The sequence below is a fragment of the Streptomyces sp. NBC_00461 genome, from assembly GCF_036013935.1.
Lineage (GTDB): Bacteria > Actinomycetota > Actinomycetes > Streptomycetales > Streptomycetaceae > Streptomyces.
The window spans coordinates 8,239,102-8,265,798 of the sequence record NZ_CP107902.1; the positions used below are offsets into that span (position 1 = coordinate 8,239,102).

Genomic DNA, 26,697 nt, shown 5'->3' on the forward strand with positions numbered 1-26,697 from the left:
GCCGCGGGCGGAACCGGGCCGGGCCTGGCCCGCCGAGGTGCTGGGGCGCCTCGGCGGAGCCGGTGACCGGAGGTGACGACACCTCAGTTCACCCCCTGTCGCCGGGCGATCTGCTTGGCCTGGCTGACCGCGTCCTTCCAGGCGTCGTCGGGCTTCTTGCCCTTGGCCTCGATACTCGTCAGTTCGGCGAGGTAGGGCGCCATGACGGCCGCGTCGGCGGGTGCCTCGTAGCTGTCCGGGATGGTCTTGGCGGCAGGGCCGAAGACGTCGATGATCTTCTGCCCGCCGAAGAAGGCGTCGGGGCCCGTCATGGCCGGCATGGCGTACGCGGCCGGGGCGGCGGGGAAGATGGCGGCGTCGGTGAAGCCGCGGGCGTCGTTCGTCGGGCTGAGGATCCAGCTGATGATCTTGAATGCTTCTTCGGGGTTGCGGCACTGCTTGGGCAGGGCCAGGTAGGAGCCGCCCTGGTTGGACGGTCCGACGGGATTCGCACAGACCCGCCACTTGCCCTTGGTGTGCGGGGCGGCCTGTTCGATGTCCAGCGCGTGCCAGGCCGCGCCGAGTTCGGTGGCCAGGCTCTTGCCGATGGCGGCGTTCCAGGAGTTGTCGTTGATCTTGGCGTCGATGCCGAGCGTGTACGGGCGCACCGCGGTGGTCCACGCGGCGCGGATGTGGTCCTGGTCGCCGATGAAGTGGTTGTTCTTGTCGATGAACCGCTTGGTGCCCTGGCCGACCGCGATGTTGAACACCGAGCTGATGTTGTTGACCAGGAAGACGCCCGGGAGAGCCTTCGTCAGCTCGCTGCCGAGCGCGAAGTAGTCGTCCCAGGTCTTGACCGCGGCGGCGACCTTGTCGGGGTCGGTGGGCAGCCCGGCCTTGCCGAACAGGTCCTCGCGGTAGAAGAGCGCGGTGGGACCGATGTCGATGGGGAAACCGATCTGCCTGCCGTCCTCGGTCTGGGCGAGCTTGGTCTTCCAGTCCAGGTACTGGGACGAGATCTTCTTGAAGCCGAGGTCGTTCAGGTCGAGGAAACGGCTGGCGTTGGGCAGGAAGGACGCCATGTCCTCGCCCTTGATGCCGGTGATGTCGGGCACGGAGGCGCCCGCCGCGATGGTGGTGGTGAGCTTCTGCTTGAAGTCGCCGCCGATGGAGGCGGTGGTCAGCTTGATCTGGCTGCCGAAGTGGGTCTTGGCCTCTGCGACCACCTTGTCGCTGAGCGCGCCGCCCCAGTACCACAAGGTGAGGTTCTTGCCGTTCTTGGTGCCGCCCGATCCCGAGCTGCCGCCGCATGCGACGGTCAGGCCGGACGCGGCCGCGGTGAGTGCGGCGGCCTGCAGGAAGCCTCTACGAGAAAGGTCCACGGGTCACTCCTGTTGTTCCTGTTCGAGGTGCTTGAAGGACTTGAGGGTCAGCGCAGCCGTTCGGAGGCGCGTGGGCCGACGGACGCCTGATGGGCGGGTGGGGTCACCGGCGCGTACCGCACCGGCGGGCCGACGTCCGCCGGTATGCGGTCGGAGAGGAAGCCGTACGCCTGCTTCAGCTCCGGGTCGGTCAGGGAGCGCCACCAGCGGTCGACGCCGTACCAGCCGGGGGCGGCGAGCGCCCCGCCGTGCTGCTTGACCGACAGACCGGCCGAGAGAACGGCGAACCGCAGCCGCTCCGCGAGCGGCCAGCCGCCGAGGGAGGCCGCGGCGAAGCTCGCGCCGAAGACGTCACCGGCGCCCGTCGCGTCCAGGACGTCGACGTCGAGCGCCGGGACCTCCGCGTACTCGCCGGTCGTCTGGTCGACGGCCACCGCGCCGTCGCCGCCCCGTGTGACCACGGCCACCGGCACCAGCTCGGAGAGCGTGCCGAGCGCCGCGAGCGCGCTGTCGGTACGGGTGTAGGCCATCGCCTCGGTCTCGTTCGGGAGGAAGGCGTGGCAGATCCTCAGTTGGTCGAGGAGGTCGGTGGACCACTGCTGGGTGGGGTCCCAGCCGACGTCGGCGTAGATCTGCGTGCCGTTCGCGGCGGCCTTGGCGAGCCACTCGCGGGGCTCGGCCTCGATGTGCACGAGTGCGACGCGCGCCTCGGGCGGGTCGCCCACCAGCGCGTCCTGCGAGTACGGGGGTTCCTGGCCGTGGGTGACGAGGGCACGGTCGTGACCGTGCGCGAGGGAGACGGTGACGGGGGTGGGCCAGCCGTCCGCGGTGCGGGAGAGCGAGAGGTCGATGTCCTCCTGGTCGCACAGGATGTCCCGGCAGTACTCGCCGTAGAAGTCGTCGCCGAAGACCGTGGCCAGTGAGGTGCGCAGGCCGAGGCGGGACGCGGCCACCGCGAGGTTCGCGATGCCGCCGGGGCCGCAGCCCATGCCGGCCGTCCAGATCTCCTCGCCCGGCGTCGGCGCCTTCCCGAGCCCGGTGAGGACGAGGTCGTAGAAGAGCAGCCCGGTCAGCAGCACATCGGGCCTGTCGTCGTCCACGCGCGCAGCCTCTCGTCAAAACTCGTCAATTTCGATGACCGGAATCGTGCGCCGCTCCGCGAGATTGGTCAATACCCGAGCAGAAGTGAGCATGGAAATGATTGATGATGACGAGTAGTGTTCACGTCGTGCTGGCAGAACGACGACATCAACTCATCCTGCGGGCCCTGCGCTCCGGCGGTCCCGCGGCTGTGACCGACCTCTCCGAGCAGCTGGGTGTGAGCCCCGCCACGGTCAGGCGCGACCTGGTCAAGCTGGAGGACGACGGACTGCTCACGCGTGTGCACGGCGGTGCCGTCGTCGACGAGGGCGACCAGCCCTTCGCCGAGGTCGCCGAGATGCGCGTGGCGGAGAAGGACGCCATAGCGGCGCGCGCCGCGGCGATGGTCCGGGACGGCCAGTCGGTACTCCTCGACATCGGCACCACCGCCTTCCGGCTGGCCCGCCAGCTGCACGGCCGCCGCCTCACCGTGATCACCAGCAACCTGGTGGTCTACGAGGAGCTCGCCGACGACGAGGGCATAGAGCTGGTGCTGCTGGGCGGGATGGTCCGCCGGGAGTACCGCTCCCTGGTCGGCTTCCTGACCGAGGACAATCTCCGCCAGCTGCATGCCGACTGGCTCTTCCTCGGCACCAGTGGAGTGCGTCCCGGTGGGCAGGTGATGGACACGACCGTCGTCGAGGTGCCGGTCAAGCGCGCCATGATCAAGGCGAGCGAGCGGGTCGTCCTGCTGGCCGACTCGGCCAAGTTCCCGGGTACGGGCATGGCGAAGGTCTGCGGTCCCGAGGCCCTGGACGTGGTGGTGACGAACACGCCGGCCGACCCGGCGACCAGCGCCTCCCTTCAGGAGGCGGGTGTCGAGGTGGTCGTGGCAGGAAAGGTGCAAGCGTGAGGCTGACGATTCTGGGCGGCGGCGGGTTCCGGGTGCCGCTCGTGTACGGGGCGCTCCTGGGGGACCGGGGCGAGGGGCGGGTCACGGAGGTCGTGCTGCACGATCTGGACGCCGGCCGGCTGTCCGCGGTGTCCCGCGTGCTCGCCGAACAGGCGGCCGGTGTCGCCGACGCCCCCTCGGTGACGGCGACCACCGACCTCGACGAGGCACTGCGCGGCGCCGACTTCGTCTTCTCCGCGATCCGCGTCGGCGGCCTGGAGGGCAGGGCGAACGACGAGCGGGTGGCCCTGGCGGAGGGCGTCCTCGGCCAGGAGACGGTCGGCGCGGGCGGCATCGCCTTCGGCCTCAGGACCGTCCCGGTCGCCGTCGACATCGCCCGGCGCGTGGCCCGTCTCGCCCCCGACGCCTGGGTCATCAACTTCACCAACCCGGCCGGCCTGGTCACCGAGGCCATGTCCCGCCACCTCGGCGACCGTGTCATCGGCATCTGCGACTCACCGGTCGGCCTCGGCCGCCGTATCGCCCGGGTGCTCGGCGGGAACCCGAAGGAGGCCTGGATCGACTACGTCGGCCTCAACCACCTCGGCTGGGTCCGCGGCCTGCACATCGCGGGGCGTGACGAACTCCCGCGGCTGCTCGCTGACCCCGACCTGCTCGGCTCCTTCGAGGAGGGCAAGCTCTTCGGCGTCGACTGGCTGCAGTCCCTCGGCGCGATCCCCAACGAATACCTGCACTACTACTACTTCAACCGCGAGGCCGTCCGCGCCTACCAGCAGGCCGAGAAGACCCGCGGCGCCTTCCTGCGCGACCAGCAGGCCCACTTCTACGAGGAGATGCGCGACCCCGACGCGCACGCCCTGACCGCCTGGGACCGCACCCGCGCCGAGCGCGAGGCGACCTACATGGCCGAGAACCGGGAGAGCGCCGGCGCCGGCGAACGCGACGCCGACGACCTCTCCGGCGGCTACGAGAAGGTCGCCCTCGCCCTGATGCGGGCCATCGCCCGGGACGAGCGCACCACCCTGATCCTCAATGTCCGAAACCGCGGCACCCTCTCGGTGCTCGACGCCGAAGCCGTCATCGAGGTCCCGTGCCTGGTCGACGCCAACGGCGCGCACCCGGTCACCGTCGCCCCGCTGCCCGAGCACGCCACCGGCCTGGTCTGCGCGGTGAAGGCGGTCGAGCGCGAGGTGCTGGCCGCCGCGGAGTCCGGCTCCCGTACGACGGCCGTGAAGGCGTTCGCGCTGCACCCGCTGGTCGACTCGGTGAACGTGGCCCGACGGCTGGTCGAGGGATACACCGACGTGCACCCCGGACTGGCGTACCTTAGGTAGGCGCCCCACCGGAAAGCGCTTTCCCCCGCCTTCTCCCGTTCCCCTGCTTCCGTCCTCCTGCTTCCGTCCTCCTTCTTCTCTCGGCTCCCTGGTTTCTGGAGACTTCCCATGCACGACGAACGCCGCCGGATCGAGGAGCGCGCCGAGCGCCTCCACAACCAGCGCATCAAGCCCGCGATCTACGCGGCCACCGTCCCCCTGGCGGTCGAGGCCTGGCAGGCGCCGGGCGAGCCGGTCCCCTTCGAGGAGGCCGCGGCCGCCGCGTACGAGCCGTTCGCGATGAACACCCCGTGGGGCCCGCCCTGGGGCACGACCTGGTTCCGGATGAGCGGGCAGGTGCCCGCCGAGTGGGCCGGCCGGCGCGTCGAGACGGTCATCGACCTCGGCTTCGTGGGCGACTGGCCGGGCAACCAGGCCGAGGCGCTGGTCCACCTCACCGACGGGACGCCGCTGAAGGCGGTCAACCCGCTCAACCAGTACGTGCCGATCGCCAACCCGGCGACGGGCGGCGAGCAGATCGACTACCTGGTCGAGGCCGCCTCCAACCCCGACATCCTGGCCAACGACTTCGCCGCGCCCACGCATCTGGGCGACGTGCTGACCGCCGGCGACAAGCCGCTGTACACCTTCCGGCGCGCCGACCTCGCCGTCCTCGACGAGGAGGTCTTCCACCTCGACCTGGACCTCCAGGTACTGCGCGAGCTGATGGTCCACCTCGCCGAGCACGAGCCGCGCCGCCACGAGATCCTGCACGCCCTGGACCGGGCCATGGACGCCCTCGACCTGGACGACGTCTCCGGCAGCGCCGCCGCCGTCCGCGAGGTGCTCGCCCCTGTCCTCGCCAAGCCCGCGCACGCCAGCGCCCACACCATCTCCGGCGTCGGCCACGCGCACATCGACTCCGCCTGGCTGTGGCCCATCCGCGAGACCAAGCGCAAGACGTCCCGCACCTTCTCCAACGTCACCTCGCTCGCCGACGAGTACGACGAGTTCATCTTCGCCTGCTCCCAGGCCCAGCAGTACGAGTGGGTCCGCGACAACTACCCGCAGGTGTGGGCGCGCATCCAGGAGTCCGTGAAGAAGGGCCAGTGGGCGCCGGTCGGCGGCATGTGGGTCGAGTCCGACGGCAACCTGCCCGGCGGCGAGGCCGTCGCCCGCCAGTTCATCCACGGCAAGCGGTTCTTCATCGAGCACTTCGGCATCGAGACCAAGGGCGTCTGGCTGCCGGACTCCTTCGGCTACAACGCCGCCTACCCGCAGCTCGCCAAGCTCGCCGGCAACGAGTGGTTCCTCACCCAGAAGATCTCCTGGAACCAGACCAACAAGTTCCCCCACCACACCTTCTGGTGGGAGGGCATCGACGGCACCCGCATCTTCACCCACTTCCCGCCGGTCGACACCTACAACGCGCGCTTCAGCGGCGAGGAGATGGACCGCGCGGTACGCAACTACCAGGAGAAGGGCGGCGGTACGCGCTCCCTCGCCCCGTTCGGCTGGGGCGACGGCGGTGGCGGCCCCACCCGCGAGATCATGGAGCGGGCGCGCAGGCTCGCCGACCTGGAGGGCTCGCCCAAGGTCGTCGTCGAGCACCCCGACGCCTTCTTCGCCAAGGCCCGCGAGGAGTACCCGGACGCCCCGGTCTGGAACGGCGAGCTCTACCTGGAGCTGCACCGCGCCACCTACACCTCCCAGGCCCGCACCAAGCAGGGCAACCGCCGCTCCGAGCACAAGCTCCGCGAGGCCGAGCTGTGGGCGACGACGGCCGCACTGTACGCGCCGGGCTACGCCTACCCGTACGAGAAGCTGGACCGGCTGTGGAAGACGGTGCTGCTGCACCAGTTCCACGACATCCTGCCCGGCTCGTCGATCGCCTGGGTGCACCGCGAGGCGGAGGCCGAATACGCCCGGGTGGCAAAGGAGTTGGAGGAGCTGACGGCCCAGGCCGTGGCCGCGCTGGGCGGTGGCGGGAGCCGGGTCTTCAACACCAGCCCCTACGACCGCGCCGAAGTCGTCCGTACGCCCGAGGGCCTGCCCGCGTACGTGCGGGTGCCCGCGAGCGGCAGCGCGCCCCTCGTGGCCGCCGAGCCCGCACAGCCGGTGACGGCCGACGGCCGCGTCCTCGACAACGGCCTGGTCCGTGTCGAGGTCGCTGAGGACGGAACCCTGTCGTCCGTGTTCGACCTGCGGGCGAACCGCGAGGTCCTCGCCGAACAGGGCAATCTGCTCCGCCTGCACACCGACCTGCCCAACTACTGGGACGCCTGGGACATCGACAAGCACTACAGGAACCGCTACACGGACCTGCTGGAGCCCGAGTCGGTCACCGTGGTCGAGGCGGACCCGCTGGTCGGCGCCATCCGCATCGAGCGCTCCTTCGGCAAGGGCTCCAGGATCACCCAGACGGTCACGCTCCGGGCCGGCAGCGCCCGCATCGACTTCGAGACCGACATCGACTGGCACGAGGCCGAGAAGATCCTCAAGGCGGGCTTCCCGGTGGACATCCGGGCCCCGCACTCCTCCGCCGAGATCCAGTTCGGCCACGTCCAGCGGCCCACGCACACCAACACCAGCTGGGAGGCGGCCCGTTTCGAGGTCTCCGGCCACCGCTGGGTGCACATCGCCGAGCCCGGCTACGGCGTCGCCGTCATCAACGACTCGACCTACGGCCACGACGTGACCCGCACGGTCCGGGAGGACGGCGGCACGACGACCCGGGTCAGCCTCAGCCTGGTCCGCGCCCCGCGCGTGCCCGACCCCGAGGCTGACCAGGGCAAGCACCGCTTCACCTACTCCCTCCTCCCCGGCGCGGGCATCGACGACGCGGTCGCCGAGGGCTACGCCCTCAACCTCCCCCTGCGGGTGGCGGATTCGGCCGGCGCCCCGGAGCCGGTGGTCTCCGTGGACGGCGAGGGCGTCACCGTCGAGGCGGTCAAGCTCGCCGACGACGCCTCGGGCGATGTCGTCGTACGGCTCTACGAGTCCCGCGGCGGCCGCGCCCAGGGCGTCCTGCGCACCGGCTTCCCGCTCGCCGGCGCCCAGGTGACCGACCTGCTGGAACGGCGGCTGGAGGACGCGGACGTGGTCGACGGCGGCGTCCCCGTCGAGCTGCGGCCCTTCCAGATCCTGACGCTCCGACTGCGGAGGGGGTGACGCGTGCCCATCCAACCGTGGTTCACCGACGCCAAGTTGGGGATCTTCGTCCACTGGGGCATCTACGCGGTCGACGGCGTACAGGAATCCTGGTCGTTCTACGACGACATCGTGCCGCACGACCAGTACATGTCCCAGCTCGACCGCTTCACCGGCGCCAGGTACGACCCGAAGGCCTGGGCGGACCTGTTCGCCCGGGCGGGCGCCAAGTACGCCGTCCTGACGAGCCGTCACCACGACGGCGTGGCCCTGTGGGACACGCAGTACGGCGACCTCAACCTCGGCCGGGACTACCTCACCGGCTACGCGGAGGCACTGCGCGAGAGGGGCCTCAAGGTCGGCTTCTACTACTCCCACTCCGACTGGAGCCACCCCGACTACGCCTCCACCCGCAAGCCGGGCCGCCCCCCGGAGCAGGAGGACAACCGCTACTCCGAGGTGGCGGCCGAGCACGAGGACCTGGACGCCTGGGAGCGGTTCATCGCCTACCGGGACGGCCAGATCACGGAGTTGGCCTCCCGCTACCACCCCGACCTGATGTGGTTCGACGGTGAGTGGGACCGCAGCGAGGAACAGTGGCGCATCCCCGAACTCGCCGCGCTCATCCGCTCGTACTCCCCGGATGTCGTCTTCAACGCCCGCATGCTCAGCGAGGGCGACTACGCCACCCCCGAGCAGGGCGCCCCCATCGTGCCGCCGGACGGCCCCTGGGAACTGTGCCTGACGATCAACGACTCATGGGGCTACCAGCACCACGACCACAACCACAAGCCGCTCGCCCAGCTGATCCGCTACTTCACCGAGACCATCGGCGCGGGCGGCAACCTGCTCCTCGATGTCGGCCCGATGGAGGACGGCACCATCCCGCAGCCGCAGGTCGAGCGTCTGGAAGGCCTGGGGGAGTGGATTCGCAAGCACGAGGAGGCGGTGTACGGGACGCAGCGCGGGCTGCCGCCCGGGCACCACTACGGTCCCAGCACCCTGTCCGCCGACCGCCGCACGGTGTACCTCACCCTGTTCGACATCCCGCGCGCCGAGATCGGCGTCCGGGGGCTGGCGACGGCGGTCCGCAAGGTCACCGTGCTCGGCACGGGTACCGAACTCGGCCACCGGGTGGTCGGCGGCCTGCACGACGCGGTCGGCGTGCTGTGGATCGACCCGCCGACGGAGGCGGACCTGGACCCGTACGCCACCGTACTGGCCGTCGAGTTGGAAGGGGATCTGGAGCTGTACCGGGGGTCGGGCCGGTTCTGACGACCACTCACATACAGCCGTCCCGGCTCTGGTTGCGCTGAGCCGCCCCCGGATCCCGTGCCGTCGTGCCACGGGAGTGCCCCCGCGGCGGGTCGGTTCAAGATTCTTCCCGCCGCGGGAGCCCGGGCGCCAGCCCTTCTTCCAGCCTCCTCGAATACTCCTCAGCCGGTGAAGCCGGCCGTGATCGAGGTGAACTGCCAGTTGTTCTGGCTGATGCCGGAGCAGTTGCTCACCACGCCCCCGCCCGGGCACGGCCGGTCGCGGTTGACCGACCAGAAGGCGAGCCGCGCGATGTGGTGGGAGTTCGACCAGTCCTTGATCTGGGTCCAGATCGCCGGAGTGGTCGTCTCCTGCTGGTCGGACAGGCCGTTCATGCCCGAGATGCCGATGTGGGAGTAGGCGGTGGCGTCGTCCCAGCCGAAGGTCGACTTCAGCTTGGCCTTCAGACCCTCGGCCGCGTTCACGGTGTTGCCGTACATGTCGGAGCCGCCGCCGAAGTCGAACGGCATGATCGTGAAGACGTCGATGCCCGCGCCGAGCGACTGCGCCTGCTCGATGAGCCGGTTGCCGTAGTACGTCGGGCCGGTGGTCGACGTACCGAAGGTGACGATGGTCTTCAGGCCAGGGTTGTTCGCCTTGACCGTCTTGAGGGCGGTCAGGATCTTCGCCTGGACGGCCTCGTTCTCGAACTCGTCCGAGTTCTCGATGTCCATGTCGATCGCCTTGAGCGAGTAGGCGTCGATCACCTTCTGCAGGGCCCCGGCGAGTGCGCTCGCGGAGGAGCAGTTGGCGCCGAGCTTGCTGCCCTGCCAGCCGCCGAACGACGGCACGATGTCACCGCCGGCGGACCGGATCTGGTTGATGGCGGTCTGGTCGACGCCACCGGTCAGTGCCCGGCTGCCGTCCCAGGCCGGGGTGCAGCCGCCCGAGTCCAGCACGAAGGCCATCGTGAACCACTTGACGCCGGTCGCGCTCATCACCGTGCTCGGGCTCGGCGGATCGCCCCAGCCCTCGTACAGATACGGCGCCGCCTGCTTGAATCCGGTCCCGCCACCGCCGCCCGCGTCCGTCGTCACGCTCACGGCATTGGAGGCCCCGGAGGTGTTCCCGGCCGCGTCCCGCGCCTTGACGGTGAAGCTGTATCCGGTGCTGGGCGACAGCCCGCCGACCGTGGCGGACGTGCCGGAGACGGTGAGGACGTTGTTCGAACCGCTGTAGATGTCATACGCCGTGACGCCCACGTTGTCCGTCGAGGCGTTCCACTTCAGTGACACGCTCGATGACGTCTTGCCGGTGGAGGTCAGCCCGGTCGGCGTGCTGGGCGCCTGGTTGTCCGAGCCGCCACCGCCGCCGGGCCCGTCCAGGCTGATGTCGTCGGCGTAGTAGCTGCCCTGGGCGTACCAGCCGTGGACGTAGATCGTCGCGCTGGTCTGCGAGGCGCCGGTCGTGAAGGAGACGGACAGCTGGCTGTACGCCGACGGGGACGTCGTCCAGGTGGAGGCGCCGCCGTTCACGCCGAGGTAGACGTACGAGCCGCGCACCCAGCCGCTGAGCGAGTACGTGGTGTTCGGCCGGACCGCGACCGTCTGGCTGCACTGCGCGTTGTCGCTCGAACTCACCGCGCCCTGCAGGGCTTTGGCGCCCCCGTGCACGGGGGAGGAGACGACTGAGCCGAGGTTGCCGGTGCAGCTCCACGGGGAGAGGCCGCCCGACTCGAAGCCGGAGTTGGTCAGGATGTTGGCCGCTTGGGCCGTACCGGGAAGAGCGATGGCCCCGGCGAGCGCGAGTGCGGCGGAGCCGAGCAGTGCGAGGAGCCGACGTCTGTGACGTCCGAGTGAGTTGCGCACGCGATCTCCCTGAAGGAATGGGGTGTCCGGGAGTGCAGAGGTGCGCAACACAAGTTGGTATGGACCAATCCCGGTGTCAAGGCCTGACGCCGAATTGGTCCATACCGGTGAACAAGCCGCCCCTTCCAAGGTGCCCGGGAAACCACACGCTTTCAGGGGCGCGGGGAACTGCGCGATCAACCACGACGAACCCGCACCCGGCCGCAAACCTAAAGCGGCAGTACCTCACCCGCGACCTCGACGGAGTCGACCGGCGCAGGAACGGCCGGCAGCAACGCCTCGCTCGGCGCCTCGGCCCGCTGCTGCGGCAAGGTCACCGGCCGCAACTGCCGCGGCGCGGAAACCACCGTGTAGTCCTGCCCCAGGAACGGCGGAGCCATCTCGCCCGGATCCTCCCCGAGAGCCAACTGCACCGCCGCCCAAGGTGCGTTGACCCCGCACAGCGACAGCTGGTGAAGGCCGCCGGCCGGCCGCGTGTTCACATCCATCAGCACCGGCCGGTCGCCGTACATCCGGAACTGGATGTTGGACAGGTAGTGCAGCCCGAAGCTCTCCGCGATCAGCCGCGCCGGCTCCAGCCACTGCTCGTGCAGCGTGAACCCGCGCCGCCGGCCGTTCTTGGTGCGTCCGATCGCCAGCCGCACCCGGTCGTCGGGCCCGGTGAGACAGTCCACCGACACCTCCGGCTGCTCCAGACGCGGCATCACCAGCCAGTCGACAGACTCCTCGGCCTGCCGCAGCGCCTCCACGACGAGGTCCATCGGCACATACGGGCTCGGGAAGCCGTTCAGCTGCGCCATCGAGAACGGAGCGCGCGTGATCACACGGAAGCCCACCCCGCCCGCACCGGACGCCGGCTTGAAGCACGCCTTGTGCCCGCCCGCCTCCAACTCCTCGACGGCCGCGACGAGTTCATCCGCCGACCGCACCCGCCACCACGGCGGCACCGGTGCCCCGATCGCCTCCATGGCCTCGTAGGCGATCACCTTGTCCTCGAAGACGGCCACGGCCTCCGGCGGCGGCGCGAGCAGCGCCGTACCGGCCGCCTCGAAATCGGCGCGGTGCGCCACGATCGCCGACTGGTGCAGCCGTGGCACGAACACGTCGATCCCGCGACGCCGGCACTGGGCCAGCGCGAACTCCACGTACCCGGCGGGAGACAGGCCTTCCGGCTCCAGGTCGGCGGTGTCGGCGGCGGCCAGCACGGGAGAGTCCGCGTCCCCGTGCGTCGCATGGATCTCGACCGCCCGATCGCTGGGATTTCGTCGCAGCTGATCCATGAAGAACACGTTCTCCGCGTACGTGCGGTTGAGCCAGACGCGTACGCGAGAGACCATGCAGGGCCGTCCTTTCACGGTTCGCGGGCACGGCGGAGCAGCCCGTGCCCGGGCAGGGGAGCTGGAGGGTCACCAAACCGCCCCTGTCCGAGGGGTTTTGTGGTGGTGGTGTCGGGGCGATCATACGGCTTCGCGGAGGCCGCACGTGCAACGTACGTGTTACGGATTCCCCTCGCGGATCCTCCGATCGTGCCGCCTTGTCCCGCACCGGCGACATGTGTTCTCGTGGTCCCGTTCATGCGTGCGCCGGGTGGGCGTGCGCGGGGGGTGTACGGAGGGGGAGGGACGTGACGTCGACGGCCGGTGGTGCCGGACAACTGCTGGCCATCAGCGACCTGCACATCGGATACGCCGAGAACCGCGCCCTGGTCGAGGCCATGCGCCCCGAGTCGGACGAGGACTGGCTGCTCGTGGCCGGCGACGTCTCCGAGACCGTGTCCGACATCCGCTGGACCCTGGAAACCCTCGCGGGCCGCTTCCGCAAGGTCATCTGGGCGCCGGGCAACCACGAACTCTGGACCCACCCGAAGGACCCCGTCACCCTGCGCGGCGTCGCCCGCTACGAACACCTCGTCGCCATGTGCCGCGAGCTGGGCGTCACGACACCCGAGGACCCCTATCCCGTGTGGCAGAGCCCCGACGGCCCCGTGGCCGTGGCACCGCTCTTCCTCCTCTACGACTACTCGTTCCTGCCCGACGGCTGCGTCACCAAGGAACAGGGACTGGAGTACGCGCACGGGACCGGCATCGTGTGCAACGACGAGTACCTGCTCCACCCCGACCCCTACCCCAGCCGCGAGGCCTGGTGCCGGGCCCGCGTCGCCGAGACCGAACGCAGGCTCACCGCGCTCCCCGCCGACCTGCCCACCGTCCTCGTCAACCACTACCCACTGGACCGGCACCCCTGTGACGTCCTGTGGTACCCCGAATTCGCCATGTGGTGCGGCACGGACCTGACCGCGGACTGGCACCGGCGCTTCAGGGTCGAGACGATGGTCTACGGACACCTCCACATCCCGCGGACCACCTGGCACGAGGGAGTCCGCTTCGAGGAGGTCTCCGTCGGCTACCCCCGGGAGTGGCGCAAGCGGGCGGAGCCACCGGGGAGACTGCGCCGCGTACTGCCGAAGGAGGTCGGGGTCGGGTGATCGAGGAGCTGCTGCCGGACGAGGTGGTGGCCGTGGAGGTGCACGGCGACGACGGGAGCGAGCCCGCGCCGCTGTACCCCGAGGAGGCCGAGGTCGTCGCGCAGGCGGTCGACAAACGCCGCCGCGAGTTCGCCCTCGTACGTGCCTGCGCACGCCGCGCCATGGACAAGCTCGGCGTGCCGCCGCAGCCCGTCCTGCCCGGCGAACGCGGGGCGCCGCACTGGCCGCACGGCCTGGCCGGCAGCATGACCCACTGCGACGGCTACGCCGCCGCCGCCCTGGTCCGCGCCACCGACGTCGCCTCCCTCGGCATCGACGCCGAACCCCACCAGCCGCTCCCGGAGGGCGTCCTGGAGGCCGTCTCCCTGCCCGCCGAAGGCGCCAGGCTGCGCCGGCTGGCCGCGCAGCATCCCGGGATCCACTGGGACCGGCTGCTGTTCAGCGCCAAGGAATCCGTCTACAAGGCGTGGTTCCCCCTCACCCGACAGTGGCTGGAGTTCACGGAAGCCGACATCGAGATGTCCGTCGGCCCCGGCGAGCCGTTGCACGGCCGCTTCCGCGCCCAACTCCTCGTCCCCGGCCCGCTGGTCGGCGGCCGGCGCCTCGGTCACTTCGAGGGCCGGTGGACCGTCCAGCGGGGGCTGGTGGCAACGGCGATCACGGTGCCGCACACGCCCTGAGCCCCCGCCGGCACACGTCACGGCTCGGGGCACCAGCTCTGCAGCAGCCGGAAGAACTCCTCCTCGTTCCCCCTCAACCCCGCGGCCGCCAGCGCCTGCTCCGCCTCGGCGAGCACGCCGGGCGGCACGACGGGTGGTCGGCCGGAGCCAGGGGGACCGTCGAAGGCGGCTCGAACGGTGTGCAGCAGCCGGACATAAGCCTGTACGGCGGTGCGCTCCTGGTCGGTCAGTACGGCTGTGGGCATGTGTCGGCTCTCCCCGTGTCGGCGTCGTCGTCCCGCGCGCCCGTCGGCGCGCACGCCCCGCACAGGGGGGCGCAACTCCAGCTTGCCGCCCGCCACTGACAATCGGGTTCCCGAACGCGTCCCTTCGCCCGCTTAGCGGAGGCGAAACCTTCCCGAAACCCCACGTGGGACAGCCGCTCTACATTGGATGGCAAGGGCTTCCGGCCGCTTGTGCGGCCGCCACGGAACGGGAGGCGAGTGCGTGGTCGACGTCCCGCCCCGGCGCCCGGTGCGCGCCGTACGGCTGCGACCGGTGGGCGACGGGGAACTCGAGTTGCAGTACCGCGTGGTGCACGGCTACCGGCGAGCCTTCCGCATGGCCGGCGAGGGCCCGGCGCTCGTCCTCGTCCACGGCATCGGGGACTCCTCGGAGACCTGGGCCGAGTTGATCCCCGACCTCGCCCGGACGCACACCGTGATCGCCCCCGACCTGCTCGGTCACGGCGCCTCGGACAAACCGCGCGCGGACTACTCGGTGGCCGCCTACGCGAACGGCGTACGGGATCTGCTCACCACCCTCGGTATCGAGTCGGCGACCCTGGTCGGGCACTCGCTGGGCGGAGGCGTGGCCATGCAGTTCGCCTACCAGTTCCCCGAGCGCACCGAGCGGCTCGTCCTGGTCAGCGCGGGCGGCGTCGGCCGCGAGGTCAACCCCGTTCTGCGGCTGGTCTCCCTGCCCGGAGCCCACCTGATGCTGTCCACGCTGCGGTTGCCCGGGATGCGACTCCAAGTGGGGCTCGTGGCACGTCTGATGAGGCTCCTGGACACCGACCTCGGCCAGGACGCCCCCGAACTCCTCACCCTCGTCGACGCGTTGCCCGACGAGACCTCCCGCAACGCCTTCATCCGCACCCTGCGCGCGGTCGTCGACTGGCGCGGCCAGGTCGTCACCATGCTCGACCGGTGCTATCTCACCGAGGGCATGCCGACCATGCTGATGTGGGGCGACCGCGACAGCGTGGTGCCGGTGCGACACGCGTTCGGGGCACACGAGGCGATGCCGGGCAGCCGCCTGGAGATATTCGAGGACGCCGGGCACTTCCCGTTCCACAGCGACCCCATGCGCTTCGTCTCGCTGATCGAGGACTTCACGGCGAGCACGACACCCGCCCACTGGAGCCGAGAACACTGGCGGAAGCTGCTCGTCGAGGGCCGGCCCGCCACCGGCGCCGGGCGGCCGGACACGGCCCGCAACCGGGAGGTGGAACGCGAACTGAGGGAGGCGAGTGAACGCAGCGCCACCTGACCCGGCACTCGTGGTCGCGCGTCACGTACCCCTCTCAGCGGCATGCGACATTCCACTGCGCGCCCGACCCGCGACCGCTCAGCCCTGCGGCCCGACATACCCCAACGACGCCTCGATCCGCCCCGCCAGATGATCGCGCTGCACCGGCCCGCGCAACCCCGAACCCGGAAGCCGCGTACGGCACTTGCTGGCGAGGAGCAGGCCGAAGGTCTCGGCCTCCTGCTCGTCGGCCAGGTCGAAGCGACTGCGGGCGGCCACGGTGCGGACGGCGGCACTCAGGTCGGCGCCGTCGCTGAGCAGCCGGGCCGCGACCTTGGCGCCCTCGACGTGATGGCCGCCGTGCCCGGCCTTGATGTGCCACAGCTCGTGCCCGAGGATCACCAACTGGTGGTCCGGCGCGGTCCGTTCCTCGATCACGACGAGGTCCTGGTCGGCCATGTCGAGCCACAGCCCGCTCGCGGTGCCGGTCGGGAAGGCGGCCGTACGGAAGTGGACGGGCCGGCCGCGGCGCCTGCTCATCGCGTCGCACAGTGCGCCGTACAGGTCCGCGGGCCGGGCCGGTGCGGCAAGGGTGAGCTCCGCGACCAGCTCCGCGCACAGGCGGCGCATGTCCTTGCCGATGCCCCCACCTCTCCCCAGGCTCACGACTCGGGCCGCTTGACGCTCTCCAGGAGCATGTCCAGCCATTCCGCCACCTTGTCGCGGTGCTGGTCGGTGGGCAGCTGCGCGGCCCGCCAGGCGATCCCGCGGACGCCGTGGTCCTGCAGCAGCCGCTCCAGCGGGTCGTCGACGGCCGCGGCCGCCTCCCGCTCGGCGAGCTTGTGCAGGAGTTCCTGCTCGGTGCTCTGCAGGGCGCCCGTGAGGGCCTCGGGATCCTCGGCCGTGAGGAATCCGGCGTGCACCCGGAAGAACCGCTGGATGGCGTCGCAGTGCTCCATGGTGGGACGCCGGTCGCCGTTGATGAGTGCGCCCGCCTGCTGGCGGGACATGCCCGCGCCGTCGGCGATCTCCTGCTGGGTGTACTTGCGCCCGTTGGGCTTGAGCCGGGTGCGGCGCAGCAGGTCCAGTCGCTGCAGGAAGCGTGCCTGCACATCGGGCTCGCCCGCCGGTCGTCCGCTCAGCAGGGCCCGGACCACCGGTTCGGGGACGCCGGAGGCAGCGGACAGCCGGCCGGTGTCGAAGACCTCCGCATGCGGCACGGCGAGCCGGTCGGCGAGCGCGGTGACGCGAGCGACGACGGCCGGCAGCGCTGCGGTCGTCGCCGTGGTGCCCGGCCCCTCGAAGCCATCCGTCACCGACAGATCTCCTACGTTTCTCACAGGCTTCTCACAAGCGGTTGCCGTGAACTCGACGGAGATTACCGGGTAGTTCGAACTCGCATCCAGGTGTCGCCACAACTGTGGCCAATTTCAGCCGTCAACCAGCATGAAATGCCACGATAGTTGACACGACTCAGGTCGGGGCCGCAGGATCAAGGCGCCGCGTGAAGGCCGCAGAGGCAAGAGGGGTGACCTCCCGATGGCGCATCAGGCAGGAGGGCAGCGGTCGGTACCGCGGCCCGTCCCCGAGAGTCTCGACGCCCAGGCGTATCTGCAGGACTACGCCACCCTCCTGGAGGCCGTCCCTTTTCCGTCCGTCGTCCTCGACCACCGCTGGGACGTTGTTCTCTCCAACAATGCTTTCGCGTCACTTTTCCGCGAGGTGGGCCCGCACCCGACTGCCATGCCGGGTGAGAACTTCCTCAGATTCGTCCTCTTCCACCCGGACGCGGCCACGGTCCTCGGCGAGCACGAGTCGAGCTGGTTCCTGCCGATGCTGGCGCACTTCGCCGCCGCCGTCGAGCAGTACGGCCACGACCACGGACTGCAGTCCATCCGCCGCGACATCGCCCAGGACCCGATCATGGAGGCCGCCTACCGGCAGGGGCTGCCGCACTGGATCCGCGCGGTCGGTGAACAGGCCGTGGCGCACGACGGCGCCGTACGCCCCCTGATGCACCCCGATCCTCGCTGGGGCGCCACCGACTGCCGGGTGGTGGACGAGACGCCGAGGACGCTGCAGGGCATGGGGTACACGCGGATGACGCTGGTCCTGCGGGAGACCCGCCGCGACCGGGCCAAGGCTCGTAGGCCGCGCCCTGTGGCGGCACACCTGAGGGTCGTGCCGGCCCCCGGGTCCTGACCGCCACCAGGGCCATCAGTGCGGGGCGATCATCAGGACGAGCGGGATGGTCCCGGCAGGGGACCAGCCGTGCGCCGCGGAACCGTGCGGGCCGCCCCCGCTCCAGCACGGCGGCGAAGTCCGGGCCCCTGGTGAGGGATCCGGCGAGATTGCGCGGGGTCGGCGGAGGCGGTCACCCGGCCGCGCGCGTTCACCAGGTGGGCCGGCCCCGGCGGCTCCTGCTCGTTCTCGTCAACTCCCTCAGCCCCGACCGCAGTGCCGGCTGGCCGCCGCCCGGATTCACGCTCCGCTGGTGGTCCGTCAACATGACCCGCCCGCAGCAGGCACCGGTGGTGAACGTGGTCGCGGCCGTGCTCGTGCTGCTGTCCGTCGTCCCGATCTACGTGGCTCAGCGGCTCTCGGCGGACACGGCCACGGGGAGCCGGGTGTGAGCGCTGGTCTGGGCTGCTGTTGCGGGCCGTTCCAGGCCATTCTCAGGGCAGGCGGTATGTGACATAGTACTGATGTGAAGTCAGCGCTATGTGACATGGTACTGACGTGGGTCGGCCTCTGACCTGCGATGTCGTGGTCGTCGGCGCCGGTATGGTGGGCGCTGCCTGTGCCCTGTACGCCTCCCGCGCGGGCCTGGACGTAGTCGTCGTGGACCGTGGCCCGGTGGCCGGCGGCACCACCGGTGCGGGGGAGGGCAACCTCCTCGTGTCCGACAAGGGGCCCGGCCCGGAACTCGACCTCGCGCTCCTCTCGAACCGCCTGTGGGCCGAGCTGGCGCAGGAGTTCGGCGAGGCCGTCGAGTACGAGCCCAAGGGTGGCGTCGTGGTCGCCACCTCACCCGGCGGCCTCACCGCGCTGGAGCGTTTCGCCGCCGGGCAGCGCGCGGCCGGAGTCGTCGCCGAAACCGTCGCGGGCGACACCCTGTACGGCCTCGAACCCCGGCTCGCCCCGGGCCTTCCCGGCGCGGTGCACTACCCGCAGGACGCCCAGGTGATGCCCGCCCTGGCCGCAGCCCACCTCCTCAGGGCCTCGGGCGCCCGCCTGCTCACCGGCCGGACGGTGACCGGCTTCCTGCGCACAACGGACCGTACGGTGCTCGGAGTTCGTACCGACATGGGCGACATCCACGCCCCGGCGGTGGTCAACGCGGCCGGCACCTGGGGCGCCGAACTCGCCGCGCTCGCGGGCACCTTCCTGCCCGTTCTGCCGCGGCGCGGCTTCGTCCTCGTCACCGAGCCGCTCCCGCGCCTGATCCACCACAAGGTGTACGCCGCCGACTACGTGGCCGACGTGGCCAGCGACTCGGCCGCGCTGCAGACCTCGCCGGTCGTGGAGGGCACGGCAGCGGGACCGATCCTGATCGGCGCGAGCCGCGAACGGGTCGGCTTCGACCGGACGTTCTCGCTGCCCGCCGTGCGTGCCCTCGCGGCGGGCGCCACCCGGCTGTTCCCCTTCCTGTCCGACGTCCGCGTCATCCGCTCCTACGCCGGCTTCCGCCCGTACATGCCCGACCACCTGCCCGCCATCGGCGCCGACCCACGAGTCCCCGGCCTCTTCCACGCCTGCGGGCACGAGGGCGCGGGCATCGGGCTCGCCACCGGCACCGGCCACCTGATCACGCAGGTGCTGGCCGCGAAGACGCCCGACCTCGACCTGACACCGTTGCGCCCCGACCGTTTCCCCGAGGAGGCCGTGTGAACTCCCCACTGGAGCTGGCCGGGGCCCACCCTCGCCCGTCGTTCACGGTCACGCTGGACGGCCGTGAGATCGAGGCGGTGCCCGGCCAGACGGTCGCCGCCACGCTCTGGGCGGCGGGGATCACATCCTGGCGCACCACCCGCGGTGCCGGACGTCCGCGTGGCGTCTTCTGCGGGATCGGCGTCTGCTTCGACTGCCTGGTGACCGTCAACGACCGTCCGGGCCAACGGGCTTGCCTGGTCTCCGTGCAGCCGGGCGACGCGATCCGTACGCAGGAAGGGACCGGTCACGATGGCTGAGCGACCGCACCTCGCCGTGATCGGCGCGGGCCCGGCGGGGCTGGCCGCGACCGTGGCCGCCGCGGCGCACGGCGTCGCGGTCACCCTGCTCGACTCGGCCGGGCAGGCGGGCGGCCAGTTCTACCGGCAGCCCGCCACCGAACTGCGCGCCGGCCGGCCACAGGCGCTGCACCACGACTGGCGGACGTGGGAGCGCCTGCGCGACGGGCTGGACTCGCACGTAAAAGCCGACAGAGTACGGCACTTGACGGGCCATCATGTCTGGTTCGTCGAACGGCACTCCGGCCGGTTCATCGTGCACGCCCTGCTCGGCCCCGAGCAGGAGACCCCGGTGACCGTGCGCGCCGACGCCGTGCTCCTGGCCACCGGAGGGTACGAGAAGGTGCTGCCCTTTCCCGGCTGGACCCTCCCCGGCGTCGTCACCGCGGGCGGGGCCCAGGCCATGCTCAAGGGCACCCTCGCGGTGTCCGGACGTACCGCAGTGGTCGCCGGGACAGGACCGCTGCTGCTGCCCGTCGCGGTGGGCCTCGCCGCGGCCGGAGTGGAGGTCGCGGCCCTCGTCGAATCCGCCGCTGCCGGGGCGTTCGTACGGCGGACCCGGGCGCTGGCGGCACAGCCGGGCAAGGTCGCCGAAGGGGCCGGATACGCCGCCCGGTTGCTGCGGCACCGGGTGCGCACCCTCGCCCGGCACACCGTCGTCGAGGCGCACGGCACCGACCGGCTGGAGGCGGTCACCGTCGCCGCGCTCGACGGCGAGGGGAGGGTGAGGCCCGGCACCGAGCGCCGCATCCCCTGCGACACCCTGGCCGTCGGTCACGGCATGCTCCCGCACACCGACCTCGCCGAGGCCCTCGGCTGCCGCCTCGACGGCATGGCCGTGCACGTCGACGACGAACAGTGCACCGACGTACCCGGCGTGTGGGCCGCGGGGGAGGCCACCGGCATCGGCGGCTCGGCCCTCGCGCTGGCCGAGGGCCACATCGCCGGATGCTCCGTTGCCGCACACCTCGGCGGGGCCGCGCCCGACCGGCGCGCATGGTCAGCGGCCGTGAAGTCCCGTACACGACTGCGGCAGTTCTCCGCCACGCTCGACTCCGTGTACGCCCCGCCCGCCCACTGGGCCGCGCAGGTCACCGACGACACCGTCGTGTGCCGCTGCGAGGAGGTCACCGGCGGCACGATCCGGGCGGCCGTGGCGGAGCTCGGCGCCGGCGATCCGCGCACGGTGAAGCTGCTGACCCGGGCCGGGCATGGGCTGGTGCCAGGGCCGGATGTGCGCACCCGCGGTCGCCGGGCTCGCCGGATGCGAACTCACCCCGTCCCGGCGGCCGTTCGCGTGCCCCGTACCGCTCGGAGTCCTCGCCCGCGAGGACGAACACCCCATGGCCGCAGTCCTCGCCGGTGAGGACGAACACCCCATCGATGGAGGACCCTCATGACCGACCACCGCCCCTGGCGCGGCATCCTCGTCGCCACCGCGCTGCCCCTGAACGACGACCTCTCCGTGAACTACGACAGGTATGCCGAGCACTGCGCCTGGCTCGTCGAGAACGGCTGCGACGGGGTCGTCCCCAACGGCTCGCTGGGGGAGTACCAGGTGCTCACCCCCGAGGAGCGGGCCAAGGTCGTCGAGACGGCCGTCGGCGCGATCGGCGGACAGCGGGTCATGCCCGGCGTCGCCGCGTACGGGTCCGCCGAGGCCCGCCGCTGGGCCGAGCAGGCCCGCGACGCCGGCTGTCCCGCCGTGATGCTGCTGCCGCCCAACGCCTATCGCGCGGACGAGCGTTCGGTCCTCGCCCACTACGCCGAGGTCGCGAAGGCGGGGGTGCCGGTCGTGGCGTACAACAACCCGATCGACACCAAGGTCGACCTCGTACCGGAACTCCTCGCGAAGCTGCACGGAGAGGGGCACATCCGCGCCGTCAAGGAGTTCTCCGGGGATGTCCGCCGCGCCTACCGGATCGCCGAACTCGCCCCGGAACTGGACCTGTTGATCGGGGCCGACGACGTCCTGCTGGAGCTCGCGATCGCGGGTGCGAAGGGCTGGGTGGCCGGATACCCGAACGCCCTGCCCACCGCGTGCGCAGAGCTGTACCACGCGGCCGTCGACGGCGATCTGGCCACCGCGAAGAAGCTGTACGAGCAGCTGCATCCGCTGCTGCGCTGGGACTCCCAGGTGGAGTTCGTACAGGCGATCAAGCTGTCGATGGACGTGGTGCGGCGGTACGGCGGCCCGGTACGACCGCCCCGCGTGCCGCTGCTGCCCGAACAGGAGGCGGCCGTCCGCGCCGCCACCGAGAAGGCCGTCGCGGCCGGACTCGTGTGACGGAGGGCCGGACATGCGCAGCACCCTCGTCCTGCACGCCGTCGACTCGCACACCGAGGGCATGCCCACCCGCGTGATCACCGGCGGGATCGGGACCATCCCCGGCGCGACGATGAACGAGCGGCGGCTGTACTTCCGCGAACACCGCGACGACATCAAGCAGTTGCTGATGAACGAGCCGCGCGGACACTCCGCGATGAGCGGCGCCGTCCTGCAGCCGCCGACCCGCGCCGACTGCGACTGGGGCGTCGTGTACATCGAGGTGTCCGGCTATCTGCCGATGTGCGGGCACGGCACGATCGGCGTCGCGACCGTGCTCGTCGAGACCGGCATGGTGGAGGTCGTCGAACCGGTCACCACGATCCGCCTCGACACCCCGGCCGGACCGGTGGTCGCCGAGGTGGCTGTGGAGGGCGGCGCGGCCAAGGCGGTGACGCTGAGGAACGTGCCGTCGTTCGCGGTGGCACTCGACCGCAAGGCCACGCTTCCTGACGGGCGGTCAGTGACGTATGACATGGCATACGGCGGAAACTTCTACGCCATCCTCCCGCTGGACCAGTTCGGCCTCCCCTTCGACCGCACCCGCAAGGACGACATCCTCGCCGCCGGCCTCGCCCTGATGGACGTCATCAACGCCCAGGAGGAGCCCGTCCACCCGGAGGACCCCTCCATCCGCGGCTGCCACCACGTCCACCTGCTCGCCCCCGGCTCCACCGCCCGTCACTCCCGGCACGCGATGGCGATCCACCCCGGCTGGTTCGACCGCTCGCCCTGCGGTACGGGCACCAGCGCGCGCATGGCCCAGCTGCATGCGCGCGGCGAACTCCCCCTGAACACCGAGTTCGTGAACGAGTCCTTCATCGGGACACAGTTCACCGGCCGCCTCCTCGGCACCACCGAGGTCGCCGGCCGTCCCGCCGTCCTGCCCAGCTTCACCGGCCGGGCGTGGATCACCGGCACCGCCCAGTACCTGCTGGACCCGGAGGACCCGTTCCCCGCGGGATTCGTGCTGTAGGCGACCCGATAATGTCCGGTGACCCAAGGAGGACGATCACCATGGCCGAGCAGCACCGCCCTGCCCTCCCCTCGCTCGGCGGCAGGAAGCCCAACTTCCGGGAAAAGGTCGTGGACGTGCTGCGGGCCGCGCTGGTCGCGGGTGAACTGCGCCCCGGCCAGGTGTACTCGGCGCCGGCCCTCGCACCCCGTCTCGGCGTCTCCGCGACGCCCGTGCGCGAGGCCATGCTGGAACTGGTGAAGGAGGGCATGGTCGAGATCGTTCCGAACAAGGGCTTCCGGGTCACCGCCGTCTCCGACAGGCAGCTCGACGAGTACACCCACGTACGGTCCCTGATCGAGATCCCGACGGTCGTCGGCCTCGCGACCACCGCCGACCCCGACGACCTCAGGGCGCTGCGCCCGGCCGCGATGGAGATCGTCACCTCGGCGGCGAAGGGCGACCTCATCGAGTACGTCGAGGCCGACGTGAGCTTCCATCTGGGGCTGCTGGCCCTCGCGGGCAACGACCATCTCGTGGAGGTCGTACGGGACTTGCGGCGCCGTTCGCGGTTGTACGGGCTGACCGCGCTGGTCGAGGCGGGGCGGCTGAGGGCCTCGGCCGAGGAGCACCTCGAACTCCTCGACGCTCTGCTTGCCCAGGACACCGAGGCCGTGCGCGAGGTGATGACCCGGCACCTCGGGCATGTCCGGGGCCTGTGGGCCGCCCACTGAGATACGGCGGCGAGTTGCCCTCTCCGTGACCGCCTCCCGCGAAACCCCGCGCTTCGCCGACTGGATCCGCTCGTACACGGGGGTCCGCAGTCCGGCGAGGCGCAGCCCGGGTGCTCGGGCGCCGAACCCCGGGATCACAGGTCCAGTACGAGCCGCTTCCCACGGCAGCGGGACACACAGACCATCATCGTCTCGCCGCTCTCCCGTTCGGCGTCGGTGAGCACCGAGTCCCGGTGGTCCGGCGTGCCTTCGAGTACGTCGGTCTCGCAGGTGCCGCAGGTGCCCTCGGTGCAGGAGAACAGCACCTCGACACCGGCGGCACGGACGGCGTCCAGCACGGAGACGTCCGCAGCGACCGTGACGGTACGCCCGCTCTGTGCCAGCTCCACCTCGAACTCGCTGTTCTCGACGCCCACTTGGGCCTTCGGCGAGAACCGCTCGACGCGCAGCCGCTCCGTCGGGCACCGCTCCTCGACCGCGTCGAGCAGCGGCCCGGGGCCGCAGCAGTAGACGAGGGTGCCCTCGGGCAGGTCGTCCAGCGCGGAGCCGAGGTCCAGCAGTCCGGTCTCGTCCTGCGGGGAGACGGTCACCCGGTCCCCATAACGCCCCAACTCCTCGGTGAAGGCGATGGAGTTGCGCGTACGACCGCCGTACAGCAGCGTCCACTCCGCTCCCGCAGCCTCCGCCGCGGCCAGCATCGGGAGGATCGGGGTGATGCCGATGCCGCCCGCGACGAACCGGTACCGAGGAGCCGGCTCCAGCCGGAAGTGATTGCGCGGACCGCGCACCCGTACCTTGTCGCCCTGCCCCAACTGCTCGTGCACATGGGCGGATCCACCGCGCCCGTCCGGCTCCCGCAGCACGGCGATCCGCCACACCGAACGGTCCGCGGGATCGCCGCACAGCGAGTACTGCCGTTCCAGCTCCGGCCCGAGTACGACGTCGACATGGGCACCCGGCTCCCAGGCCGGCAGGTCCTCGCCGAGAGGGTGGCGGAGGGTGAGGGCGAGCACGCCGTCGGCGGCCGACTCCCGGCCGTCGACGACGAGTTCGGCTTCGTACGCGCTCATGAGCTGCTTCCTTGCGGCCGGGGCCCTTCGGGCTGGTCGTGTCCTTCGGGATGCCCGAGCATCCACTCCCACATCTCGATGGGGTCCTGGGCGGTGTGCTGGGCGCCGCAGTGACAGGTGCCGTGCAGGGTGTCGGTGCCCGGCAGCCAGTCGATGCGGTAGATCTCGCCGGTGGGCGTGCTCACAGGACCTTCTCCACAGGCTTGTCGCCCTCCTCGACCAGGCGGGCGAGGATACGGCGGGCGGCCAGGCCGCCGGTGTCGATGTTGATGCTCAGCTCCTGGTACCCGGTGCGCTCCGTACCGAGCGTCCTCTGCAGCAGGTTGAGCGCGTCGACGTCCTGCATGACCACGGTGTGGTTGTTGCCCCGCAGGAACTCGGTGACCTCGGTGTCGTCGATCGCCCAGTCGCGCGAGACCATCCAGAAGTCGTACACATGGCCGTCGGTGGAGGGCGTGATGGCATACGTGATCTCGGTGTGGAAGCCGTTCGGGTCGCTGCCGTCCGCCTCCGGCACCACACCTACCGGCGCGATGCGGCTGTGCAGCAGATACAGGCACGGCGCGTGGTACTCGATGTCCTGCCAGCGCGTGATCCGGCCATCGATACCGGTGGACTTGGCGTAGAACGGCGGGCATTCGGCGTCGGCCATGTGCCGGCTGACCCGCACGATGCCCGCGCCCTCGTCGACCTCGGTGGTGATCGGCGTCTCGGCAACCTCGGGGGTGCCGATGTAGCCGCCGTGCAGATAGGTCTCGTGCGACAGGTCGAGGAGGTTGTCGACGAGCAGCCCGTAGTCGGCGGCTATGGGCTCCATTCCGCGGACGGTCGTCCAGCCGGGGGAGTCGAGGTGCCGCGCCCGCGGGATGGTCTGCGCATCCGCGAGCGCCGGGTCGCCGATCCACACCCACACCAGCGAGTCCTGCTCGACCACCGGATAGGAGGCGACACGGGCGGTGCGCGGCACGCGCTTCTGACCGGGCACGTACACGCAGGTACCGGTCGTGTCGTAGGTGAACCCGTGATACCCGCACACGATGCGGTCGCCGTCGAGCCTGCTGGGCTTCTCGTGCAGCGGGAACCGGCGGTGCACACAGCGGTCGGCGAGCGCGACGGGCGTCCCGTCCTCCTCGGTCCGGTAGAAGACGAGGGGCTCGTCGAGAACCGTGCGGCCCAGCAGTTCCTCGCGCCCGACCTCGTGGCTGTAGGCGGCGACGTACCACTGGTTCCTGGCAAAAGCAGTCATGTGCGGCATGAGCGGGTCCCGTCATCCTCGACGTCGTGTCGGAAACACCATGACGATGTCGCCTTCACTCCGGCAATAGGGCTTCCGTCGGACGGAAAGTTCCTGGTCAGCCGCTTGCTGCCTGCCACGTGGTATTCAGTTCGCTCCACCGCTCCGGCTGAAACCGGAACAAGTGCCTTTCTGGGCCCACGCTTGCGGGGCCGAATCGGGGTCGAATCGAGCATGCTGACCGTTCCACGGGTCAACGGTCGCGCTGAGCGGTGGTTCGGCACAAGCCCACACGACCACCGCGGCCGCACAAGGTTCCGGCTCCGATTCCGCGGCGCTCATCGGCGCTGCCCTCACGGTCGCCGGCGCCTCCATCGGCGCGGCGATCGCCGTCGCCTACACCGGGGCCGCCGCGCTTGCGGTGATGAGCGAGCGCCCCGAACTCTTCGGCCGAGCCATGGTCATCGTCGGTCTCGCCGAGGGCATCGCCATCTACGGCCTGGTCGTCGCCATCATCCTGCTCGGAAAGACCTGAC

24 protein-coding genes and 2 pseudogenes are annotated in these 26,697 nt (G+C 70.9%); 16 read left to right on the forward strand and 10 right to left on the reverse strand.

The window, feature by feature from the left end:
• Positions 1-83: 83 nt before the first annotated feature.
• Positions 84-1,361, reverse strand: a complete 1,278-nt coding sequence (locus OG870_RS38165; RefSeq protein WP_266525449.1) for an ABC transporter substrate-binding protein — start codon at positions 1,359-1,361, stop codon at positions 84-86.
• Positions 1,362-1,408: 47 nt separating this feature from the next.
• Positions 1,409-2,461, reverse strand: a complete 1,053-nt coding sequence (locus OG870_RS38170; protein WP_266525451.1) for a carbohydrate kinase family protein — start codon at positions 2,459-2,461, stop codon at positions 1,409-1,411.
• A gap of 128 nt (positions 2,462-2,589) precedes the next feature.
• Here OG870_RS38170 and OG870_RS38175 point away from each other — a divergent pair, with 128 nt between their 5' ends.
• The 4 genes from OG870_RS38175 to OG870_RS38190 all read left to right on the forward strand — a co-directional run bounded on the left by OG870_RS38175 (position 2,590) and on the right by OG870_RS38190 (position 9,092).
• Positions 2,590-3,354 (forward strand): DeoR/GlpR family DNA-binding transcription regulator, encoded by a 765-nt coding sequence (locus OG870_RS38175; RefSeq protein WP_266525453.1) that lies wholly within the window; start codon positions 2,590-2,592, stop codon positions 3,352-3,354.
• Positions 3,351-4,688 (forward strand): 6-phospho-beta-glucosidase, encoded by a 1,338-nt coding sequence (locus OG870_RS38180; RefSeq protein ID WP_266525455.1) that lies wholly within the window; start codon positions 3,351-3,353, stop codon positions 4,686-4,688. The genes OG870_RS38175 and OG870_RS38180 overlap by 4 nt, the downstream gene beginning before the upstream one ends.
• Positions 4,689-4,796: 108 nt before the next feature.
• Positions 4,797-7,838: an alpha-mannosidase gene (locus OG870_RS38185; RefSeq protein WP_327691955.1), complete on the forward strand. Its 3,042-nt coding sequence runs from the start codon at positions 4,797-4,799 to the stop codon at positions 7,836-7,838.
• Between the two features lie 3 nt (positions 7,839-7,841).
• The gene (locus OG870_RS38190) at positions 7,842-9,092 is read left to right on the forward strand and encodes an alpha-L-fucosidase (RefSeq protein WP_266591443.1); all 1,251 of its coding nucleotides are present in this window, start codon (positions 7,842-7,844) and stop codon (positions 9,090-9,092) included.
• 161 nt (positions 9,093-9,253) lie between these two features.
• Here the strand turns inward: OG870_RS38190 and OG870_RS38195 are convergent, their stop codons facing one another.
• Positions 9,254-10,939 carry a carbohydrate binding domain-containing protein gene (locus tag OG870_RS38195; protein ID WP_266591445.1) on the reverse strand — a complete coding sequence of 562 codons (1,686 nt, stop codon included), beginning with the start codon at positions 10,937-10,939 and terminating at the stop codon, positions 9,254-9,256.
• 209 nt (positions 10,940-11,148) lie between these two features.
• Entirely contained in the window at positions 11,149-12,276 is a 1,128-nt protein-coding gene (locus tag OG870_RS38200) for an ATP-grasp domain-containing protein (protein ID WP_266591447.1), read from the reverse strand.
• A gap of 287 nt (positions 12,277-12,563) precedes the next feature.
• On the opposite strand from OG870_RS38200, the gene OG870_RS38205 reads away from it, so the two are divergent.
• The gene (locus OG870_RS38205; protein WP_266591449.1) at positions 12,564-13,424 is read left to right on the forward strand and encodes a metallophosphoesterase family protein; all 861 of its coding nucleotides are present in this window, start codon (positions 12,564-12,566) and stop codon (positions 13,422-13,424) included.
• Complete coding sequence (locus OG870_RS38210) at positions 13,421-14,104, forward strand: 4'-phosphopantetheinyl transferase family protein (RefSeq protein ID WP_266525467.1); 684 nt, start codon at positions 13,421-13,423, stop codon at positions 14,102-14,104. The genes OG870_RS38205 and OG870_RS38210 overlap by 4 nt, the downstream gene beginning before the upstream one ends.
• 17 nt (positions 14,105-14,121) lie before the next feature.
• Here the strand turns inward: OG870_RS38210 and OG870_RS38215 are convergent, their stop codons facing one another.
• On the reverse strand, positions 14,122-14,349 hold the full coding sequence (locus tag OG870_RS38215; RefSeq protein ID WP_266525469.1) for a hypothetical protein: 228 nt from the start codon (positions 14,347-14,349) through the stop codon (positions 14,122-14,124).
• Between the two features lie 241 nt (positions 14,350-14,590).
• Here OG870_RS38215 and OG870_RS38220 point away from each other — a divergent pair, with 241 nt between their 5' ends.
• A complete protein-coding gene (locus OG870_RS38220) occupies positions 14,591-15,634 on the forward strand; it encodes an alpha/beta fold hydrolase (RefSeq protein ID WP_266591451.1) in 1,044 nt (347 codons plus the stop codon).
• 78 nt (positions 15,635-15,712) lie between these two features.
• Here the strand turns inward: OG870_RS38220 and OG870_RS38225 are convergent, their stop codons facing one another.
• Both OG870_RS38225 and OG870_RS38230 read right to left on the reverse strand, forming a co-directional pair.
• Positions 15,713-16,243 (reverse strand): toxin-antitoxin system, toxin component, encoded by a 531-nt coding sequence (locus OG870_RS38225; protein ID WP_266592595.1) that lies wholly within the window; start codon positions 16,241-16,243, stop codon positions 15,713-15,715.
• 32 nt (positions 16,244-16,275) lie between these two features.
• Positions 16,276-16,929: a helix-turn-helix domain-containing protein gene (locus OG870_RS38230; protein ID WP_266525477.1), complete on the reverse strand. Its 654-nt coding sequence runs from the start codon at positions 16,927-16,929 to the stop codon at positions 16,276-16,278.
• Positions 16,930-17,152: 223 nt separating this feature from the next.
• Here OG870_RS38230 and OG870_RS38235 point away from each other — a divergent pair, with 223 nt between their 5' ends.
• The 8 genes and pseudogenes from OG870_RS38235 (at position 17,153) to OG870_RS38275 (ending at position 23,857) form a co-directional block, all read left to right on the forward strand.
• The gene (locus tag OG870_RS38235; RefSeq protein WP_266525479.1) at positions 17,153-17,815 is read left to right on the forward strand and encodes an MmyB family transcriptional regulator; all 663 of its coding nucleotides are present in this window, start codon (positions 17,153-17,155) and stop codon (positions 17,813-17,815) included.
• Positions 17,816-18,105: 290 nt separating this feature from the next.
• Positions 18,106-18,246, forward strand: a pseudogene (locus OG870_RS38245) (ABC transporter permease); the annotation flags it as partial.
• A 106-nt stretch (positions 18,247-18,352) separates the two neighbouring features.
• Complete coding sequence (locus OG870_RS38250; RefSeq protein WP_327691956.1) at positions 18,353-19,504, forward strand: NAD(P)/FAD-dependent oxidoreductase; 1,152 nt, start codon at positions 18,353-18,355, stop codon at positions 19,502-19,504.
• Positions 19,501-19,803 (forward strand): (2Fe-2S)-binding protein, encoded by a 303-nt coding sequence (locus tag OG870_RS38255; protein WP_266843233.1) that lies wholly within the window; start codon positions 19,501-19,503, stop codon positions 19,801-19,803. Before OG870_RS38250 ends, OG870_RS38255 begins: the two co-directional genes overlap by 4 nt.
• Positions 19,796-21,242: pseudogene (locus tag OG870_RS38260) on the forward strand (FAD/NAD(P)-dependent oxidoreductase). Before OG870_RS38255 ends, OG870_RS38260 begins: the two are co-directional and overlap by 8 nt.
• On the forward strand, positions 21,239-22,129 hold the full coding sequence (locus OG870_RS38265; RefSeq protein WP_266843231.1) for a dihydrodipicolinate synthase family protein: 891 nt from the start codon (positions 21,239-21,241) through the stop codon (positions 22,127-22,129). The pseudogene OG870_RS38260 and the gene OG870_RS38265 overlap by 4 nt, the downstream one beginning before the upstream one ends.
• Before the next feature lie 13 nt (positions 22,130-22,142).
• A complete protein-coding gene (locus tag OG870_RS38270; RefSeq protein ID WP_266525488.1) occupies positions 22,143-23,144 on the forward strand; it encodes a proline racemase family protein in 1,002 nt (333 codons plus the stop codon).
• A gap of 41 nt (positions 23,145-23,185) precedes the next feature.
• On the forward strand, positions 23,186-23,857 hold the full coding sequence (locus OG870_RS38275) for a GntR family transcriptional regulator (RefSeq protein ID WP_266525490.1): 672 nt from the start codon (positions 23,186-23,188) through the stop codon (positions 23,855-23,857).
• A 134-nt stretch (positions 23,858-23,991) separates the two neighbouring features.
• Here the strand turns inward: OG870_RS38275 and OG870_RS38280 are convergent, their stop codons facing one another.
• Genes OG870_RS38280 through OG870_RS38290 form a run of 3 tightly spaced genes read right to left on the reverse strand, consistent with a single transcriptional unit; the run spans position 23,992 to position 26,182 of the window.
• Positions 23,992-24,927 carry a PDR/VanB family oxidoreductase gene (locus tag OG870_RS38280; protein WP_266591459.1) on the reverse strand — a complete coding sequence of 312 codons (936 nt, stop codon included), beginning with the start codon at positions 24,925-24,927 and terminating at the stop codon, positions 23,992-23,994.
• Positions 24,924-25,112: a hypothetical protein gene (locus OG870_RS38285; RefSeq protein ID WP_266525494.1), complete on the reverse strand. Its 189-nt coding sequence runs from the start codon at positions 25,110-25,112 to the stop codon at positions 24,924-24,926. Before OG870_RS38285 ends, OG870_RS38280 begins: the two co-directional genes overlap by 4 nt.
• The gene (locus tag OG870_RS38290; protein WP_266591461.1) at positions 25,109-26,182 is read right to left on the reverse strand and encodes an aromatic ring-hydroxylating dioxygenase subunit alpha; all 1,074 of its coding nucleotides are present in this window, start codon (positions 26,180-26,182) and stop codon (positions 25,109-25,111) included. The genes OG870_RS38285 and OG870_RS38290 overlap by 4 nt, the downstream gene beginning before the upstream one ends.
• 319 nt (positions 26,183-26,501) lie before the next feature.
• Between OG870_RS38290 and OG870_RS38295 the strand changes: the two genes are divergently transcribed.
• Positions 26,502-26,696 (forward strand): ATP synthase subunit C, encoded by a 195-nt coding sequence (locus tag OG870_RS38295; protein ID WP_327692358.1) that lies wholly within the window; start codon positions 26,502-26,504, stop codon positions 26,694-26,696.
• Position 26,697 lies beyond the last annotated feature (1 nt).